The sequence below is a fragment of the Rathayibacter sp. AY1C4 genome (assembly GCF_002932195.1).
In the GTDB taxonomy this organism is placed as follows: domain Bacteria; phylum Actinomycetota; class Actinomycetes; order Actinomycetales; family Microbacteriaceae; genus Rathayibacter.
The window spans coordinates 1-15,736 of the sequence record NZ_PSWE01000047.1 but is presented as its reverse complement, the minus strand read 5'-3'; the positions used below and the strand labels follow the sequence as shown (position 1 = coordinate 15,736).

The window sequence follows — 15,736 nt, the reverse complement described above, 5'->3', positions numbered from 1 at the left end:
CACCCCCGCGGGTCGTCAGCCCTTGGTGGCGCCGGCGAGGAGGCCGCGGACGAAGAACCTCTGGAGGGAGAAGAACACGATGAGCGGCACGATGATCGAGATGAACGCGCCGGCCGTGAGCAGCTCCCACGATTGGCCGTAGGAGCCGGTGAGGTCCTGCAGCGCCTTCGTGATCGGCAGCCCTTGTCCGGAGGTGAAGACCGTCGCGACCAGCAGGTCGTTCCAGACCCAGAGGAACTGGAAGATGCCGAAGGAGGCGATGGCGGGGACCGAGAGCGGGAGCACGATGCGGAAGAAGATCTGGCCGTGTCCGGCGCCGTCCACTCGTGCCGCTTCGATGACCTCGCCGGGGATCTCGGAGATGAAGTTGTGGAGCATGAAGATCGCGAGCGGGAGCGCGAAGATCGTGTGCGCGATCCACACCTTCGCGTAGGAGCCGTCCAACCCGTTCACCCCGAGGCCGGGGAGGATGTAGAGCCCTCCGATGCGCAGGCCGTCCGAGAACAGCTGCAGCAGCGGCACGAGCGCCATCTGGATGGGGACGATCTGGAGTGAGAACACGAGGACGAAGAGCGTGTTGCGGCCCTTGAAGTCGATCCAGGCGAACGCGTAGGCGGCGAGGCTGGCGATCGTGATCGGGATCAGCGCCGCCGGCAGCGTGATGACCAGCGAGTTCACGAACGCCTTGCCCAGGGTCAGGCTGTCGCCGGAGTTGAGCGCGTTCGCGTAGTTGTCGAGGGTGAAGCCGGGGTTGGCGAAGATCGTCCACCAGCCGGTCGTCTTGATGTCGTTCGCGGGGCGGAACGACGAGATGAACAGACCGAGGGTGGGGACGGTCCAGATGACGGCGATGATCAGCGCGGCGAGGGTGGCGCCGCGCGACGTCGTCGCCTTCTTCACCTTGCCGCTGGCCGCCTCGATCCTGGACTCGCCGCGGGCGAGCGCGCGCTCGGTGCTGCGGTCGACCGGAACCTGGATCGGAGTGGGCGTGACGCTCATCGGATCTCCCTCTGCTTGGCGAGCTGGCGGGCGTTGTAGACGACGATCGGGAGCACGAGCAGGAACAGGATGACCGCGAGGGCCGCGCTGTAGCCGCTGCGGGCGCCGAGCTGGAACTGGCGGACCATCTCGAACGCGAGGACCGTGGTGTCGGAGCGGCCACCGGTCATCGCCGAGACGATGTCGAAGACCTTCAGCGACGCGATCGAGATCGTCGTGAGGACGACCACGATCGAGGAGCGGATGCCGGGGACGGTGACGTTCCAGAAGGACTGCCACGCGCTGGTTCCGTCGAGCGAGGCCGCTTCGAGCTGCTCGGAGGGGACGCCCTTGATGGCGGCGGAGAGCACCGTCATGGCGAATCCGGCCTGGGTCCAGATGAGGACGACGACGAGGAACAGCGTGTTCCACGGCTCGAGTCCCAGCCAGTCGACCGGCGGGGCGCCGAAGGCGGTGAGGATGCCGTTGAGGAGGCCGATCTGCTCGCCCTGGCGCACGTCGTAGAAGAACTTGAAGATGATCGACGCGCCGACGAACGAGATCGCCATCGGCATGAAGACCAGCAGCTTGAAGAACTTCTCGCCGCGGCTCTTGTCGATGAAGACCGCGTAGGCGAGACCGATCGCGGTCGCCGTGATCGGGGCCAGGAGCACCCAGACCACCGTGTTGAGGAAGGCGGTGATGCCGTCGGGGCTGGTGAAGACCCAGACGAAGTTGTCGATGCCGGCGAATCCGGAGCCGTCGTTCTTCATGAACGCGTTGATGGCCGTCGTGATCGTCGGGTAGATCAGGCCGATGAGGATGAAGAAGGCGGCCGGTGCCATGAACGCGATGAGCTGGAGTCCGTAGCCCGCGCCTTTGCGGGACCGGAAGTCGAGCAGGAACAGCGCGCCGCCGATGACGGCGGCCACCACCGCGACCCAGAGGACGGAGTTGTAGAGGCCGAAGACCAGCAGGAGGACGACCGGCAGGACGACCGTGACCGCGAGCCGGAGGACCGTGTAGCCGGTGCCGCGGCGGGGCGCGATCTCGACGAAGAAGAGGATGAGCGCCACCACGGCCGCGAAGGCCAGGAGGATGAGCGGGATCTGCGCGAGCGGCGGGATTCCCGCCAGCCATTGGAAGAACCCCGAGATGGTGATGGGGGACATGGACGCCCTTTCGAGTGCGACTCTGGACTCAGGAGGGGCCCGGCCGCGGGATCCGTGGATCCGGGGGCCGGGCCGTCACAGCTGAGCCGCCACTCGGGAGCGGCGGCTCTGCTCCGCTGCTAGGAGGTGTAGCCGGCCTGGATCTCCTCGAGCGCCTGGTCGGTGCTCGTGCCGTCGATCCAGTCGACCATGCCCTTGAAGAAGCTGTCCGAGCCCACTGCCTTCGGCATGAGGTCGGACGCGTCGAAGCGGAACGTGGTGTCCGGGTTCTGGAGGATCGCGATGGAGTCCTTCAGGACGTCGCTGCCCGCGTTGGCCGGGTCGAGACCGGTGTTCGCGGAGATGACGCCGCCGAGGGAGACGCGGCTGTTGGCCCAGTCGGCGCTGGCCAGGTACTCCTGGACCTTCGCGGTGTCCTCGTCGTTCGAGAACGCGGCGACCATCTCGCCACCACCGGTGACGGCCTGGGCGTCGTCGGCCTTGACCGGCGGGGTGAGGAAGGCCCACACGTCGCCGTCCTCGGCCACGTTGGCGCCGGCCGAGGTCAGGAAGCCCTCGAAGAACGAGGCCTGGTGGGTCAGCGCGCAGGTGCCGTTCGCCATGTTCTGGGCGACGTCGCCGAAGGCGGTGGAGTTGATCGACTTCACATCGCCGTAGCCGGCGTTGACGAGGGTCGGGTCGAGGAGGATCGATCCGACGGAGTCGAACGCGGACTTGATGGCCGGGTCGGTGAAGGGGGTGTCGCCCGCGACCCAGGAGTCGTAGACGTCGGGGCCGGCCTCGCGGAGGACGGCGTCCTCGATCCAGTCGGTTCCGGGCCAGCCGGAGGCCTCACCGGAGTTGAAGCCCGCGCACCAGGACGGTCCGCCGGTCTTCTCGGCGATCGTCTTGCCGAGCGCCTCCATCTCGTCCCACGTCGTGGGAACGGAGACGCCCCACTCCTTGAACTTGGCTGGGGAGTACCAGATGTAGCCCTTGACGGACGCCATCAGCGGCGCGCCGTACTGGGTGCCGTCGACCTGGCCGTACTTCTGCCAGTCCTCGGACCAGTTCTGCTTGACGTTGGCGAGGGCGCCCTCGGGGAGCTCCTGCACCTTGCCGGAGGCGACGGTGTCGGCGAGCAGACCCGGCTGCGGGAAGATCGCGAGGTCGGGGGTGTCGCCACCCTGGACCTTGATGCCGATCTGCTTCTCGAACTCCTTGTCGCCCGTGTACTTGATCTCGATGCCGCTCTCCTTCTCCCAGTCCGCCCAGGACTGCTCGAGAAGGGTGGCCTCGTCGCCGTTGATGGTGCCGTAGACGTTGACGACGCCGTCGGCGGTGCCGACCGTGCCGGCCGAGCTGCCGCCGCCGGCGTTCGGGTCGTTGGGGTCACTGCTGCTGGAGCAGCCCGCGAGTGCGATGCCGGCCGCTGCCAGAACGGCGACCGGGACGGTGATACGGCGGTGCAGGGATGACCGCATTCTTCCTCCTCATTGAGTGGTGGAACCAGCCGAGCAGGCCGCTCCTCGCCGATCGGGATCGGGAGGCTGTGGCGGCTCGAAGCGTGTGCCGCGACGACTCGGATGCTGGTGATGGCGATGCCAGGAGGAACTCCGAGCGGATCACCGGATTCGTGTGGGTGGGCTCCCACGGAGGGAAACCTTTCCACAAGAACGATGAAAGCACAACGCCGGTGATAGAGCGCTCTCTGAGATAACGATTCGGCGTCAGAACAGCGATCGCGGCGGCCGGGCCGGGCGGAGGTCGATCTCGGCGCGACGCCCGGCCGCCGGGCGGGGTATAACTTCCTGGAACCGTTTCCAGCATCGAGGCCGGACGGTCGGGAGGAACGCCGTGCCAGGCATCGAAGAGGTGGCCGAGCTCGCAGGAGTGTCGAAGGCGACGGTCTCGCGCGCGCTCAGCGGCCGGGGCTACGTCTCCGCGGGGACGAAGCAGCGCGTCGAGCGCGCCGCGACGAGCCTGGGCTACGTCGTCTCCGCCAACGCCTCCAGCCTCGTCACCGGCCGCAGCAACAACATCGCCGTGATCATCCCGATCATCAACCAGTGGTTCTTCGCCGGGATCATCGAGGGCATCGAGCGCGCCCTGCTCGCCGCCGGCTACGACCTGCTCCTCTACAACATCGACAAGCACCTCGACGCCCGCCGGAGCGTGTTCGAGTACTACCTCGTCCGCAAGCGCGTCGACGCGATCGTCGCCGTCACCCTCGAGATATCGCCGCACGAGACGGAGGCGCTCCTCGCCCTGGGCAAGCCCATCGTCGGCATAGGCGGCGAGCTCCCCGGCATCCCCACCTTCAGCATCGACGACGTCGCCGCCTCCCGCCTCGCCACGGAGCACCTGCTCTCCCTCGGCCATGAGCGGGTCGTCCACATCGGCGGGCTCGCGGAGGAGGAGATGGACTTCCACGTCCACACGCAGCGCCGCGACGGCTTCCGCCAGGCGCTCGCCGCCGCCGGCCTCGAGCCGGGCGCGCAGGACATCGTGCCCACCACCTTCGACATCCCCGGCGGGCACAGCGCCGGACGGCAGGTCCTCGGCGACCCGCGGACCCGGCCGACGGCGATCTTCGCCGCCTCCGACGAGATCGCGATCGGGATCATCCTCGCGGCGCGCGAGCTCGGCCTCTCGGTGCCCGAGGACGTCTCCGTCATCGGGATCGACGACCACCCCCTCGCCGAGCTCTTCGGTCTCAGCTCGATCCGCCAGGACCCGCGTCAGCAGGGCGAGCTCGCGGTCGCGCTGGTGCTGGACGCGCTGGCCGCCCTCGGTCGCGGCGAGCCCCCTCCCCCGGCCCGCCACACGCTGATCCCCGCCTCGCTGGTGATCCGCACCAGCACCTCGGCGCCGCGGGGAGCGAGAATCGGAGCATGAGCGACTCCGACACCCCCACCGTCCGCGACGTCCCCGAGCGGTCCCGCTTCGTGATCGAGGTCGGCGGCACCCCGGCCGGCTTCGCCGCGTACACCCGCCAGGGCGACGAGGTGACGCTCACCCACACCGTCGTCGACGACGCGTGGGAGGGCCACGGCCTCGGGAGCATCCTCGCGCGGGCCGCGGTCACCGCGATCACGGAGGCGGGCGGCACGGTCGTCCCGCGCTGCCCCTTCGTCGCGGCCTGGCTGCGCAAGCACCCGGACGTCGACGCCCGGGTCCGCTGGCCCGAGGACTGACTCACTCCGGGGGCGTCCTGCTCCCGATCTCCTGGAGCGCCCAGGTGTTGCCGTCCGGATCGGCGAAGTACGCGTACTGCACGCCGCCCAGGTCCTGGACCTCGCTGATCTCGAGCGAGCGGCCGACGAGCTCCGCGCGAGCGGCGGCGATGTCGTCGACGACGAGGTGGAGGGAGCGGACGACGCCCTCCTCCGGACCGGGGCCCATCCCGCTGCCGACCACGATCGAGCAGGCCGAGCCGGGCGGGGTGAGCTGGACCACGCGCATCGCGGCGGAGGGCCGCACGTCGTGGTCGAGGTGGAAGCCCATCACCTCCGTGTAGAAGGCGACCGCGCGGTCGACGTCGCTGACGGGGAGGGGGACGAGCTCGAGTCGCATCTGCACGCGACCAGTGTGCCGCGCGGCGGAACCGTGCGGGAGGGGGTCAGTCGCGCGGGCCGACGACGAGGCGCTCGTGCATGATCTCGACGGCGCGCTCGAGGACGCGGCGGTCCTCCGGAGTCAGATCGGCGAAGATCGGCGTCAGCGCGTCGCCGAGGTCGGTCCGCCAGGCGTTCAGCGCGTCCGCGCCGGCGGGAGCCAGGCGGATCTGCCAGGCGCGCGCGTCGAGGGGATCGGCGATGCGGTCGAGCCAGCCGGTCTCGACGAGGTTCTTCACGATCTTGGTCATCGTGGGCTGCGAGACGCGGCTCTGGGAGGCGAGCTCCCCCAGGCGCATCGGGCCCATCGAGAGGAGCACCGAGAGCGTGCGCCAGACGGCCTGCGACTCCTGGTTGCCGGTCGCCTGGGCGGCGAGGCGGGTGATCCGGTGCGTCACCGAGACGAAGTCGCTCAGGAGCTCGCTGAGCGAGACCTCGCTGGGCGGGACGTCGCGGGCGGGGAGCCCGGCGAGCAGATCGTGAGCAGTCACGCTCCGATCCTAGGGGCGCGCGCCGCCAACGGCCGGGAACGACGAAGGGCGCCGCCTCCGAGGAGACGACGCCCTGCGTCTGCAGGCGCGCCTGCGTCACCCTGACGAGCGACCGACCGGAGCCGGCACCCGCGACGGGTGAAGGGGATTACTTGACGGTGACGGTCGCGCCGGCGCCCTCGAGCTGAGCCTTGGCCTTCTCGGCGGTCTCCTTGTTGACGGCCTCGAGGACCGCCTTGGGGGCACCGTCGACGAGCGCCTTCGCCTCACCGAGGCCGAGGCTGGTGAGGGCGCGCACCTCCTTGATGACCTGGATCTTCTTCTCGCCGGCGGCCTCGAGCACGACGTCGAACTCGGTCTGCTCCTCGACCTCTTCGGCGGGGGCGGCCGGGCCGGCCACACCGGCGGCGGCGACGGGCGCCGCAGCGGTGACCTCGAAGACCTCTTCGAACTTCTTGACGAACTCCGAGAGCTCGATGAGCGTGAGCTCCTTGAAGGCCTCGATGAGCTCGTCCTGCGTGAGCTTTGCCATGATTTTTCTCCTTGTTTTTCTTTGTCTACGAACCGCGCGCGCACTGCTTCCCGGAAGGGGAAGACGTCAGCTCGCGGACTCCTGCTTCTCGCGCAGCGCCTCGACCGTGCGAACGGCCTTCGAGAGCGGAGCGTTGAACAGATATGCGGCGCCGAACAGCGAGGCCTTGAAGGCGCCGGCGAGCTTGCCGAGCAGAACTTCGCGGGACTCGAGGTCGGCGAGCTTGCCCACCTCTTCTGCGGTCAGCGGGTTACCGTCGAAGTAACCGCCCTTGACCACGAGGAGAGGGTTTGCCTTGGCGAAGGCACGCAGCGACTTCGCGACGGCGACAGGGTCGCCGTGCACGAACGCGATGGCCGAGGGGCCAGCGAGCTCGTCGTCGAAGGACGAGATACCGGCGTTGTTCGCCGCGATCTTGGTCAGCGTGTTCTTCACCACGGCGTAGGTTGCGTGCTCACTGATGTCCTTGCGCAGCGTCTTGAGCTGAGCAACAGTGAGACCGCGGTACTCGGTCAGCAGAACGGCCGTCGAGCTCTGGAACTTCTCCGTGAGTTCGGCAACCGAGGCTTCCTTGTTCGCCATGGCTACTCCTGTGAATTCTCGTGCCGGTAGCCCGAAGGCAGGCAAAGAAAAAAGCTCCGGCACAGGGGCGCGGAGCTTCGGGATCGCGGTGAGGCGGAACTGAACTCGTGCACCTGCGCGGGCAATTCGCTTCGCGAATCCTTCGTCCGGTGGCGATCCGCGGGGCCGGGGCCCTGCTCGTGCGCACACCGGAAACCGGCGGTCTTTGGCTTCGGGAAGCGTACGTCATCGCGGCGCGCGGGCGCAAGTCGAGGAGGAGGGTCCTCGCGCGGGATGCTGGAGGCATGACCGGCCCGACCCCCGACTCCGCCCGCGACGTCGACTCCGCGATCGCCTCGGTGGAGGGCGAGCTCAGCACCCTCTTCAACCGTGTGCGGGCGGCGATGCGCTCCTACGCCGAGCGTCTCCACCCGGAGCTGACGCCACTGGGCTACAAGACGATCTCGGCGCTCGAGCGCCGCGGACCCGTGCACTCGGGCGTGCTGGCCGAGCTCCTCGAGATGGACAAGTCGGCGCTCAGCCGCCAGATCACGGCGCTCGACCGCCTCGGCTTCCTCGAGCGCACCCCCGACCCGCAGGACGGCCGCGCCACGATCCTCTCGGTGACTCCGGCGACCGCCGCGCGGCTGCGCGAGATCCGCAGCTCGAACCAGGCGCTGATGCACGAGGAGCTGCGCAGCTGGGCGCTCGCCGACGTCGAGCTCTTCGCCTCTCTCCTGCACAGGATCAACGACCTTGACATCTGACGCTTAGCACCCCGTCCGTTCGGGGACAATCGCCGGACGCCGCCCGCTCGACTGCGTAGTTTCGGAGGCGATGGACCAGCACTCCTCCTCTCTCCTCCCCCACGACGTCGACGGCGCGCTCGGCTTCGCGCGCGGTCTGAGCGCCGACGCGCCCCGGCCCGGCACCGGTCGCACCGCCGAGCTGCACGGTCTCCTCGAGCGCCTGGCTCGGCACGACCTCGGCGTCGCGCGCGCGGTGGAGCCGCACCTCGACGCTCTCGCGATCCTCGGCGAGGCGGAGCTCGACCCGTCCGGACTCGGAGTCGCCGCCGACGCCGCCTGGGGGGTCTTCGCGGCCGAGGGCGGCGGGGATCCTCTGGTCGCGCGCGAGAGCGACGGCGACTGGCTGCTCGACGGAGTGAAGCCCTGGTGCTCGCTGGCCGACCGCCTCGACGCCGCCCTCGTCACCGCCCACGTCGGCGACGCCTCCGGCGAGCGCCGCCTCTTCGCCGTGGCGCTGCGCGACGGGTCGGCGACGCCGGAGCAGGACGCCTGGCACGCGCGGGGCCTGACGGAGGTGCCCAGCGGACCGGTCCGCTTCTCCGGCACCCGCGCCGTCCCCGTGGGGGACGCCGGCTGGTACCTCTCGCGGCCCGGCTTCGCCTGGGGCGGCATCGGCGTCGCCGCCTGCTGGCACGGCGGAGCCCTCGGAGTCGCGGCGGCCGTCGCGGCAGCGGCAGCCCGACGCGAGGACCCGCACCTCCTGGCCCACCTCGGAGCGATCGACACGGCGCTCTCCGCGTCGCGCCGGGCGCTGGACGAGGCCGCCGCGGCGGTCGACGCGGGCGAGGCCGACGGCCCCCGCGGCTCACTGCTCGCCAAGCGCGTGCGGGCGAGCGTCGCCGGAGCGGTCGAGGAGATCCTGCTCCGCGCCGGCCGCGCGCTCGGCCCGGCTCCGCTCGCCCTCGACGCCGAGCACGCCAAGCGCGTCGCCGACCTCGCGCTCTACGTCCGCCAGCACCACGCCGAGCGCGACGACGCCGCTCTCGGCCGCGCCGTGCTCGCCTCGGGCGAGGCGGCCTCCTGGTGAGCCGGCCCTTCGACGGGCGCCTCGAGGGCACTCCTCTCGAGCGCTGGACCGCGGACGGCCGCCGCGACCGCCTCCCGGAGCTGACCCTGCCCGACGGGATCCGGCGCGTCCTGGTGGTCGTGGCGCACGCCGACGACGAGACCCTCGGCTGCGGCGGCACCATCGCGCTCGCGCGTCGGCGCGGGATCGCGGTCGACGTCGTCGTCGTGACCGACGGAGCCGCGGCCCACGGGGAGCGGGACGCGGACCTCGCTGCCGAGCGCCGGCGGGAGGCCTCGGACGCACTGGCGGAGCTCGGCCCCGGCATCGGGCTCGCCTTCCTCGACGTGCCGGACTCGGCGACCCCGGAGCACCACGAGCGCATCGCACGCGAGGTGCGCGAGCGGGCGGCCGGCGCCCCCGGGACCGTCCTGCTCCTCTCCACCTGGACCGGGGACGGGCACCGGGACCACCGCGTGGTCGGCGAGATCTGCGCGGAGGTCGCGCGCGAGCTCGGGCAGCCGCTGCTCGCCGCGCCGATCTGGCTGTGGCACTGGGCGGTCCCGGAGGACCCCGAGGTGCCGTGGGGCGACCTCGTGCGCCTGCCGCTCGACGACGAGCTGCTCGAGCGCACCCGCCGTGCCCGCTCCCGCTACCCCAGCCAGACCCGCCCCGGGCCCGACGGGACCGGTCCGGTGCTCCATCCGCTCTTCCTGCGCACCTTCACCGGGGACGACCGGCTGGTGAGGATCGCATGAGCTACTTCGACGAGCTGTATGCCCGCCACGAGGACCCGTGGGGGTACACGAGCCGCTGGTACGAGCAGCGCAAGCGCGCCCTGACCCTCGCGAGCCTGCCGGAGCAGCGCTACGGCTCGGTGCTGGAGATCGGCGCCTCGATCGGCGTGCTGGCGGAGGCGCTGGCCGACCGGGCCGACAGCCTGCTGGCGATCGACGTGTCGAGCGCCGCCGTCGAGCGCGCCGCCCGCCGCCTCGCTCCGCTCGAGCACGTGCGGGTCGACCACCACGACATCACCCGCGGCGTGCCGGAGGGTCCGTTCGACCTGGTCGTGCTCTCGGAGGTCGGCTACTACCTCGGCGACGCCCTCCCCGGCGTGCTGCGCACCATCCGCGACGCCCTCGCCCCCGCTGGGGAGCTCGTCACCGTGCACTGGCGGCATCCGATCGAGGGGCTCGCTCTGGGCGGCGACGCCGTGCAGTCCGCCGTGGCCGAGCTGGGCCTGCACCGCCTCGCCCGCCACGAGGAGGAGGACGTCCTGCTCGAGGTCCACGCCCGCGACTCCCGCTCGGTCGCCCGCCGGACGGGGCTGGTGTGAGCCGGCTCGCGCAGGTGCTGGTCGTCGTGCCCGCGCGCGACGAGGAGGAGCGGATCGGCGGCCTGATCGCCTCCGTCCAGGCCAGTGCGACCCACCTCGCCCACCGGGCGGCCGGCATCGGGATGCGCCTCGTGGTCGCCGCGGACGGCTGCTCCGACGCGACCGTCGAGCGGGCCCGTGCCGCCGGCGCCGAGGTGCTGGAGCTCGCCCGCTGCGGAGTCGGCGCCGCCCGCTCCGCCGGGATCGCGCACGCCCTCTCCTCCGTCACCGCTCCGCTCGAGCAGGTGTGGATCGCCAACACCGACGCCGACACCGTGGTCCCCCGCGACTGGCTGGCCGCCCACGTCGAGCACGCCCGACGGCACGACGCGCTGATCGGCACGGTCCGGCCCGACCCGGCCGACCTCTCCCCCGGCGCCTACTCGCGCTGGCGAGACGTCCGCGCGCGGGAGGAGTCGATCGGCAGCATCCACGGCGCGAACCTCGGCGTCCGCGCGAGCGCATACCTCGCGGCGGGCGGCTTCGGCCGGGAGCCGCTGCACGAGGACGTCCTGCTCGTCGAGCGGCTGCGCGCGAGCGGCGCCCGGGTCGGAGCGACGGACCGCGGCGAGGTGGTCACCTCCGGCCGCCGCGACAACCGGGTCGAGGGCGGCTACGGCCACTACCTCCACGCTCGCTTCCCGGCCGAGACGTCTCCGGCCTGCGGCTGAATCGGGTACACGCGCACGCGGAACACGATGCGAGGGGTCCCTGTCAATGGTCGGGCCGTGGTTTGTCACGGATTGCGCAGGAGAGTCAAATGGGTGTCGAGCACGACCCGGTGCTCTCCGATGGAAGGGCCACCGCATGAATCCCCGCCTCGTCCTGCTGGCACTGGTCGCCTTCACCGCCTACGTGTTCGGCTCCCGCGCCGGCCGTGGCCGCTACGAAGAGCTGCGCCACCTCGCACTCGGCGTGTGGAACGACCCGGCCACGAAGAAGACCCGCAAGAAGCTCAAGAAGACCTCCAAGCGCGAGGCCAAGCAGCTCACCGCCATCGCGAGCAAGGCCCGCGACAAGGTGCAGCGCCGCCTCCGCTGACCCCCGCTTCCACGACTCACAGGACACCGGCCCGCCGGTGTCTCCGCTCGCATCGGAACGGCCGATCGAGCACGAACTGAAGGAGAAACCTCATGGGCATCATCAGCTGGATCATCCTCGGCCTCATCGCCGGGGCGCTCGCCAAGCTCATCCTCCCGGGCAAGCAGGGCGGCGGATGGATCATCACGATCGTCCTCGGCATCGTGGGCGCGCTGCTCGGCGGCTTCCTCAGCACGCTGTTCGGCATCCAGGACGCCGTCAACGGCATCAACATCGTGAGCATCATCGTCTCCGTCGTCGGTGCGATCGTCGTCCTCCTCATCTACGGCGCGATCGTCGGCCGCAAGTCCCGCGCGTAAGTCGCGCTCCCCGAAGGCCCCCGGCATCCGTGCCGGGGGCCTTCGGCGTTCCCGGAGCGGGCGCACCTCTGCTCAGGGGATCCGACTCCTCCTCCGCGGGGAAGCTGGATGTCCGCCGAGCGCGCAAGGGGTTGATGCTGAGAGCCGCAGGCGATGGACTGGAGGCACGACGGCGCGGCTCCACTGCGCCTTCGCCCCGACGAAAGGACGTACTCGCTCATGAGCGACGACACCGCAACGGTCCCCACGATCACCCTGAACAACGGCGTGGAGATCCCGCAGCTGGGCTTCGGCGTGTTCCAGATCGACCCGGCCGAGACCAAGGACGCGACCCTGGCGGCCCTCGAGGTCGGCTACCGCCACATCGACACCGCCGAGATGTACGGCAACGAGGCGGGCGTCGGCGAGGCCGTCCGCGCCTCCGGCCTCGACCGCTCCGAGGTCTTCGTGACCAGCAAGCTCAACAACGGCTTCCACGCCCGCGAGGACGCTCTCGCCGCGATCGACGTCACCCTCGGCGAGCTGCAGTTCGACTACGTCGACCTCTTCCTCATCCACTGGCCGCTCCCGAACGTGGGCGACTACCTGGAGACCTGGAAGGCGATGGAGGAGATCTACCGCAGCGGCAAGGCGAAGGCGATCGGCGTCTCCAACTTCCAGACCAACCACCTCAACCGGCTCCGCGCCGAGGCGACCATCGTCCCGGCCGTGAACCAGATCGAGGTGCACCCCTACCTCGTGCAGCAGGAGCTCCGCGCCTACGGCACCGAGCACGGCATCGCGACCGAGGCCTGGTCGCCGATCGCGCAGGGCCTCGTCCTCGACGACGACACCATCACCCGCATCGCGCGCAACGTCGACCGCAGCCCGGCGCAGGTCGTGCTCCGCTGGCACATCCAGCGCGGCGACATCGTCTTCCCGAAGTCGGTCACCCGCAAGCGCGTGGAGGAGAACTTCGCCCTCTTCGACTTCGAGCTCGACGACGAGGCGATGACCGACATCACGGCGCTCGACCGCGGCCACCGCACCGGCCCCGACCCCGACACCTTCAACTACATCCCGAGCTGATCCTCGGCTCCACGGAGCGCGCCCGGCCTGCAGTCATCCTGCGGACCGGGCGCGCTCGTGCGTGGGGCGGCGAGCCGAGCCGCGCACGAACGGGGCGGGTCTCGAGACGCCGCGCTGCCGCTCCTCGACCGGCACGGTCACGGGCCGACCGCACCCCTGCTGATCGAGGAGCGGGCGCAGCCCGCGTATCGGGATCCACCCCACCGACGAACAGCGCGGATCCCGATGCGCCGGGTCCGCGGGTCAGCCCTGCTGCGAGTCGCGCCAGGAGTGCTCGGGGGCGTAGCCGAGGACCTCGCGGGCGTGGTCGATCGAGAGCAGGGTGCCGGTTGTCCCGAGGTCGCCGCGCAGCTCGACGCCGGGGAACACCTCGGCCACCAGCTCGGCGTTGGGGCGCGTCATCACGGTGTCGGCCGCGGCGATGATGAAGCGGTCGAACCCGGTCGTCTCGGCGAGCAGCGCCTTCTCGACCGCCTGCGCTCCGTCGCGTCCGTCGATGTAGCCCCAGAGGTTCCACTTGCGCAGCAGCGCGTCGGAGTCGAACGACGGGAACTCGGCGTAGTCGGCCTCGTCCATGACGTTCGAGAAGCGCAGGCCCGTGATCTTCAGGTCCCGGTGCCAGCGGCACAGCTCGATCGCCATCTGCTCCTCGAGGTGCTTGGTGAGCGAGTAGACCGACTCCGGGCGCGCCGGGTACTGCTCGTCGACCGGGATGTAGGGCGGCGGGACGTCGAAGGGCAGGCCCAGCACGGTCTCGCTGGAGGCGTAGACGACGTTGCGGATGCCGGCACGGATCGCTCCGTGGAACGCGTTGAACGTCGCGATCATGTTGTTGTGGAACGTGGCGACGTCGGGCACGAGGCCCGGCGCGGGGATCGCGGCGAGGTGCACGAGCGCGTCGATGCCCTCGTACTGGTCGTTCACCGACTGCAGCGCGTCCACGACCTGGCCGTAGTCGGCGATGTCGATGCGGACGAAGCCCGCGCCGCGGTCCCCCGCACGGTCCAGGTTGAAGACCTCGTGCCCGGAGGCGCGGAGGCGGGTGACGACGTGGCGGCCGAGCTTGCCGGATCCACCGGTGACTGCGATTCTCATGCTCGAACGCTAACGGGCCTGAGCGACGAGGGACGAGGGTTGCGGATCAGCTCCGGGCATGGAGCGAGATCGCGCCGCCGACCTCGGGCGTCGTCTCGTCGGCGACGAGCTCCGTCCAGCGGCGGAGCACGGCGGCGCCGGCCGCGTCGTTCACGGCTCCGTCGACGACGAGGACCGGGTAGGGCTTCTCGGGCACGCCCTCTGCGGGCCGCACGTCGACGTGGGCGACGTCGTAGGCGTGCTCGAACAGCCAGTCGGCCATCGCGTAGTCGCTCCGGGAGTCGCCGACCGTGCGCCAGCGCTGCGGGATCGCGCCGGTCGCTCCGAGCAGCTCCACGGCGCGCTGGGCGCCGAGGTCCTTGCCGAGCCGGTTCGACTCGATGTCGGTCGAGATGACGGTCGGGTCGATGCGGAAGTCGACCGTCCCCTCCTCGTTCGGGTACCGGATGCCGCGGCGCTCGACTCCCAGGCCCGCGGCGGTCATGATCTGCAGGGCGTCGGCGTCGAACACGAGCTGGCGCTCGAGGTAGTCCTCGCTCGGCAGGTCGACCAGCTGCTCGGCCGAGACCATGGCGCGCTTGGTCTCGTCGAAGAAGACCAGGTCGTCGTAGTCGGAGCGGATCATCCGCTCGAGGTCGCGGGCCACCGGCTCGGGGATCGCGAGCGACTCGTCGACGATCGGCTCCGAGGTGCCGCGGTAGTCGACGGTGAACCAGACGGCGCCCTTCTCGCAGACGCAGACGATGCGGGCCTCGGCCGAGACGCCGCGCTCGAGGAGCGCGGGCAGGACCCGCTCGCGCAGGAACGCGTCGGAGCGGCCCGTGTTGAACACGATCGGGATGCCGGCGTTGGCCAGGGTGACGAGGTCGTCGGCGATCTCGGGGATCGAGATCGTGCGCGTGACGGGGCTCGCGATGGGCCCGTCGACGTCGAGGAGCAGGCCGAGCGGAGGGGGTGTGGAGGTCATCGTGTCCCATTCTGCCGTGCCGGGGCCGCTCGACGCCTCCGTGACCGCCTCCGCGCGGGCGGAGCGGTTCAAGAGGCGGGGACGACGAGGGTGCGCTGGGCGGTGGTGCCGTCGGGGGCGAGGACGACGAGGGTGATCAGGGTCTCGGAGTCGCGGCAGTCGGCGGTGACGGCGGCGGAGCCGGACGCCGCGAGGTCGACGGGCTCGCCCGCGCTCGCGTCGGTGGTGCCGACGGCCAGGCGGGCGGTGGCGCCTCCGCTCGTCTCCCACGACAGGGCGAGCGGGACGGATGCGGTGCGGTCGCCCTCGCAGTCGACGGAGGCGGGGGTGGAGGCGAAGGAGACGATCGCGGGAGGAGCGTCGGATCCGGTGCCCGGCTCGGTGCCGGACGGAGCGGCGGAGACCGTCGGTGCGGGGGCGGCGGCGCCGTCGGCCGCCTCCGCGGAGCCGGGAGCGGCGGACGTCGCCGGAGCGGTCCCGGACGGCGCCGAGGACGGGCCCGCGGACGCCGTGGCTGCGCCGGGCGCTCCCCCGCCGGCGGGCCGGACGAGCAGCACGATCGCGAGGACGACGGCGACGAGTCCCAGGGCGGCGAGGACGATCCCGGTGGTGCGGGCGGAGCGGGACGGCATCGGTCCTCCTGGGACGGGACGGGACGGGACGGGACGGGACGGAAGAGACGGGGC

20 protein-coding genes are annotated in these 15,736 nt (G+C 71.0%); 10 read left to right on the top strand and 10 right to left on the bottom strand.

What is annotated here, in order from left to right:
- Positions 1-15 precede the first annotated feature (15 nt).
- The 3 genes from C5C99_RS16100 to C5C99_RS16090 form a co-directional block, all read right to left on the bottom strand.
- The gene (locus C5C99_RS16100; RefSeq protein WP_104224339.1) at positions 16-999 is read right to left on the bottom strand and encodes a carbohydrate ABC transporter permease; all 984 of its coding nucleotides are present in this window, start codon (positions 997-999) and stop codon (positions 16-18) included.
- Positions 996-2,150: a carbohydrate ABC transporter permease gene (locus C5C99_RS16095; RefSeq protein ID WP_181027270.1), complete on the bottom strand. Its 1,155-nt coding sequence runs from the start codon at positions 2,148-2,150 to the stop codon at positions 996-998. The genes C5C99_RS16100 and C5C99_RS16095 overlap by 4 nt, the downstream gene beginning before the upstream one ends.
- Positions 2,151-2,269: 119 nt before the next feature.
- A complete protein-coding gene (locus C5C99_RS16090; protein WP_104227181.1) occupies positions 2,270-3,613 on the bottom strand; it encodes an ABC transporter substrate-binding protein in 1,344 nt (447 codons plus the stop codon).
- A 373-nt stretch (positions 3,614-3,986) separates the two neighbouring features.
- Between C5C99_RS16090 and C5C99_RS16085 the strand changes: the two genes are divergently transcribed.
- Positions 3,987-5,027: a LacI family DNA-binding transcriptional regulator gene (locus tag C5C99_RS16085; RefSeq protein WP_104224337.1), complete on the top strand. Its 1,041-nt coding sequence runs from the start codon at positions 3,987-3,989 to the stop codon at positions 5,025-5,027.
- Positions 5,024-5,326 (top strand): GNAT family N-acetyltransferase, encoded by a 303-nt coding sequence (locus tag C5C99_RS16080; protein ID WP_104224336.1) that lies wholly within the window; start codon positions 5,024-5,026, stop codon positions 5,324-5,326. Before C5C99_RS16085 ends, C5C99_RS16080 begins: the two co-directional genes overlap by 4 nt.
- A gap of 1 nt (position 5,327) precedes the next feature.
- On the opposite strand, the gene C5C99_RS16075 is transcribed toward C5C99_RS16080, so the two are convergent.
- From C5C99_RS16075 to rplJ, 4 genes are all read right to left on the bottom strand, one after another.
- On the bottom strand, positions 5,328-5,711 hold the full coding sequence (locus tag C5C99_RS16075; protein WP_181074635.1) for a VOC family protein: 384 nt from the start codon (positions 5,709-5,711) through the stop codon (positions 5,328-5,330).
- Between the two features lie 40 nt (positions 5,712-5,751).
- On the bottom strand, positions 5,752-6,237 hold the full coding sequence (locus C5C99_RS16070; protein WP_244229591.1) for a MarR family winged helix-turn-helix transcriptional regulator: 486 nt from the start codon (positions 6,235-6,237) through the stop codon (positions 5,752-5,754).
- 148 nt (positions 6,238-6,385) lie between these two features.
- Positions 6,386-6,769 carry a 50S ribosomal protein L7/L12 gene (rplL, locus tag C5C99_RS16065; RefSeq protein WP_104224335.1) on the bottom strand — a complete coding sequence of 128 codons (384 nt, stop codon included), beginning with the start codon at positions 6,767-6,769 and terminating at the stop codon, positions 6,386-6,388.
- 66 nt (positions 6,770-6,835) lie between these two features.
- A complete protein-coding gene (rplJ, locus tag C5C99_RS16060; protein WP_055791018.1) occupies positions 6,836-7,351 on the bottom strand; it encodes a 50S ribosomal protein L10 in 516 nt (171 codons plus the stop codon).
- A 284-nt stretch (positions 7,352-7,635) separates the two neighbouring features.
- Between rplJ and C5C99_RS16055 the strand changes: the two genes are divergently transcribed.
- The 8 genes from C5C99_RS16055 to C5C99_RS16020 all read left to right on the top strand — a co-directional run bounded on the left by C5C99_RS16055 (position 7,636) and on the right by C5C99_RS16020 (position 12,988).
- Positions 7,636-8,097, top strand: a complete 462-nt coding sequence (locus C5C99_RS16055) for a MarR family winged helix-turn-helix transcriptional regulator (RefSeq protein WP_104224334.1) — start codon at positions 7,636-7,638, stop codon at positions 8,095-8,097.
- A 70-nt stretch (positions 8,098-8,167) separates the two neighbouring features.
- The gene (locus C5C99_RS16050; protein ID WP_219812390.1) at positions 8,168-9,166 is read left to right on the top strand and encodes an acyl-CoA dehydrogenase; all 999 of its coding nucleotides are present in this window, start codon (positions 8,168-8,170) and stop codon (positions 9,164-9,166) included.
- Positions 9,163-9,903: a PIG-L deacetylase family protein gene (locus tag C5C99_RS16045; RefSeq protein ID WP_181027272.1), complete on the top strand. Its 741-nt coding sequence runs from the start codon at positions 9,163-9,165 to the stop codon at positions 9,901-9,903. Before C5C99_RS16050 ends, C5C99_RS16045 begins: the two co-directional genes overlap by 4 nt.
- A complete protein-coding gene (locus C5C99_RS16040; RefSeq protein ID WP_104340399.1) occupies positions 9,900-10,481 on the top strand; it encodes a class I SAM-dependent methyltransferase in 582 nt (193 codons plus the stop codon). Before C5C99_RS16045 ends, C5C99_RS16040 begins: the two co-directional genes overlap by 4 nt.
- Complete coding sequence (locus C5C99_RS16035) at positions 10,478-11,191, top strand: glycosyltransferase family 2 protein (RefSeq protein ID WP_104340398.1); 714 nt, start codon at positions 10,478-10,480, stop codon at positions 11,189-11,191. Before C5C99_RS16040 ends, C5C99_RS16035 begins: the two co-directional genes overlap by 4 nt.
- Positions 11,192-11,327: 136 nt before the next feature.
- A complete protein-coding gene (locus C5C99_RS16030) occupies positions 11,328-11,561 on the top strand; it encodes a hypothetical protein (RefSeq protein ID WP_104227476.1) in 234 nt (77 codons plus the stop codon).
- 92 nt (positions 11,562-11,653) lie between these two features.
- Positions 11,654-11,920 carry a GlsB/YeaQ/YmgE family stress response membrane protein gene (locus tag C5C99_RS16025; RefSeq protein WP_104224330.1) on the top strand — a complete coding sequence of 89 codons (267 nt, stop codon included), beginning with the start codon at positions 11,654-11,656 and terminating at the stop codon, positions 11,918-11,920.
- 219 nt (positions 11,921-12,139) lie between these two features.
- Complete coding sequence (locus tag C5C99_RS16020) at positions 12,140-12,988, top strand: aldo/keto reductase (RefSeq protein WP_104248244.1); 849 nt, start codon at positions 12,140-12,142, stop codon at positions 12,986-12,988.
- A 243-nt stretch (positions 12,989-13,231) separates the two neighbouring features.
- On the opposite strand, the gene C5C99_RS16015 is transcribed toward C5C99_RS16020, so the two are convergent.
- From C5C99_RS16015 to C5C99_RS16005, 3 genes are all read right to left on the bottom strand, one after another.
- Positions 13,232-14,083 carry an NAD(P)-dependent oxidoreductase gene (locus C5C99_RS16015; protein WP_104340397.1) on the bottom strand — a complete coding sequence of 284 codons (852 nt, stop codon included), beginning with the start codon at positions 14,081-14,083 and terminating at the stop codon, positions 13,232-13,234.
- Between the two features lie 46 nt (positions 14,084-14,129).
- The gene (locus C5C99_RS16010) at positions 14,130-15,050 is read right to left on the bottom strand and encodes a hypothetical protein (protein WP_104234599.1); all 921 of its coding nucleotides are present in this window, start codon (positions 15,048-15,050) and stop codon (positions 14,130-14,132) included.
- Between the two features lie 68 nt (positions 15,051-15,118).
- Complete coding sequence (locus C5C99_RS16005; protein ID WP_104340396.1) at positions 15,119-15,682, bottom strand: hypothetical protein; 564 nt, start codon at positions 15,680-15,682, stop codon at positions 15,119-15,121.
- Positions 15,683-15,736: the final 54 nt, after the last annotated feature.

Coding starts and splice junctions, on each gene's coding strand:
- C5C99_RS16095 (WP_181027270.1), bottom strand. CDS start 2,150: ATGTCCCCCATCACCATCTCGGGGTTCTTCCAATGGCTGGCGGGAATC.
- C5C99_RS16005 (WP_104340396.1), bottom strand. CDS start 15,682: ATGCCGTCCCGCTCCGCCCGCACCACCGGGATCGTCCTCGCCGCCCTG.
- rplJ (WP_055791018.1), bottom strand. CDS start 7,351: ATGGCGAACAAGGAAGCCTCGGTTGCCGAACTCACGGAGAAGTTCCAG.
- C5C99_RS16090 (WP_104227181.1), bottom strand. CDS start 3,613: ATGCGGTCATCCCTGCACCGCCGTATCACCGTCCCGGTCGCCGTTCTG.
- C5C99_RS16015 (WP_104340397.1), bottom strand. CDS start 14,083: ATGAGAATCGCAGTCACCGGTGGATCCGGCAAGCTCGGCCGCCACGTC.
- C5C99_RS16080 (WP_104224336.1), top strand. CDS start 5,024: ATGAGCGACTCCGACACCCCCACCGTCCGCGACGTCCCCGAGCGGTCC.
- C5C99_RS16040 (WP_104340399.1), top strand. CDS start 9,900: ATGAGCTACTTCGACGAGCTGTATGCCCGCCACGAGGACCCGTGGGGG.
- C5C99_RS16050 (WP_219812390.1), top strand. CDS start 8,168: ATGGACCAGCACTCCTCCTCTCTCCTCCCCCACGACGTCGACGGCGCG.
- C5C99_RS16020 (WP_104248244.1), top strand. CDS start 12,140: ATGAGCGACGACACCGCAACGGTCCCCACGATCACCCTGAACAACGGC.
- C5C99_RS16010 (WP_104234599.1), bottom strand. CDS start 15,050: ATGACCTCCACACCCCCTCCGCTCGGCCTGCTCCTCGACGTCGACGGG.
- rplL (WP_104224335.1), bottom strand. CDS start 6,769: ATGGCAAAGCTCACGCAGGACGAGCTCATCGAGGCCTTCAAGGAGCTC.
- C5C99_RS16055 (WP_104224334.1), top strand. CDS start 7,636: ATGACCGGCCCGACCCCCGACTCCGCCCGCGACGTCGACTCCGCGATC.
- C5C99_RS16030 (WP_104227476.1), top strand. CDS start 11,328: ATGAATCCCCGCCTCGTCCTGCTGGCACTGGTCGCCTTCACCGCCTAC.
- C5C99_RS16025 (WP_104224330.1), top strand. CDS start 11,654: ATGGGCATCATCAGCTGGATCATCCTCGGCCTCATCGCCGGGGCGCTC.
- C5C99_RS16100 (WP_104224339.1), bottom strand. CDS start 999: ATGAGCGTCACGCCCACTCCGATCCAGGTTCCGGTCGACCGCAGCACC.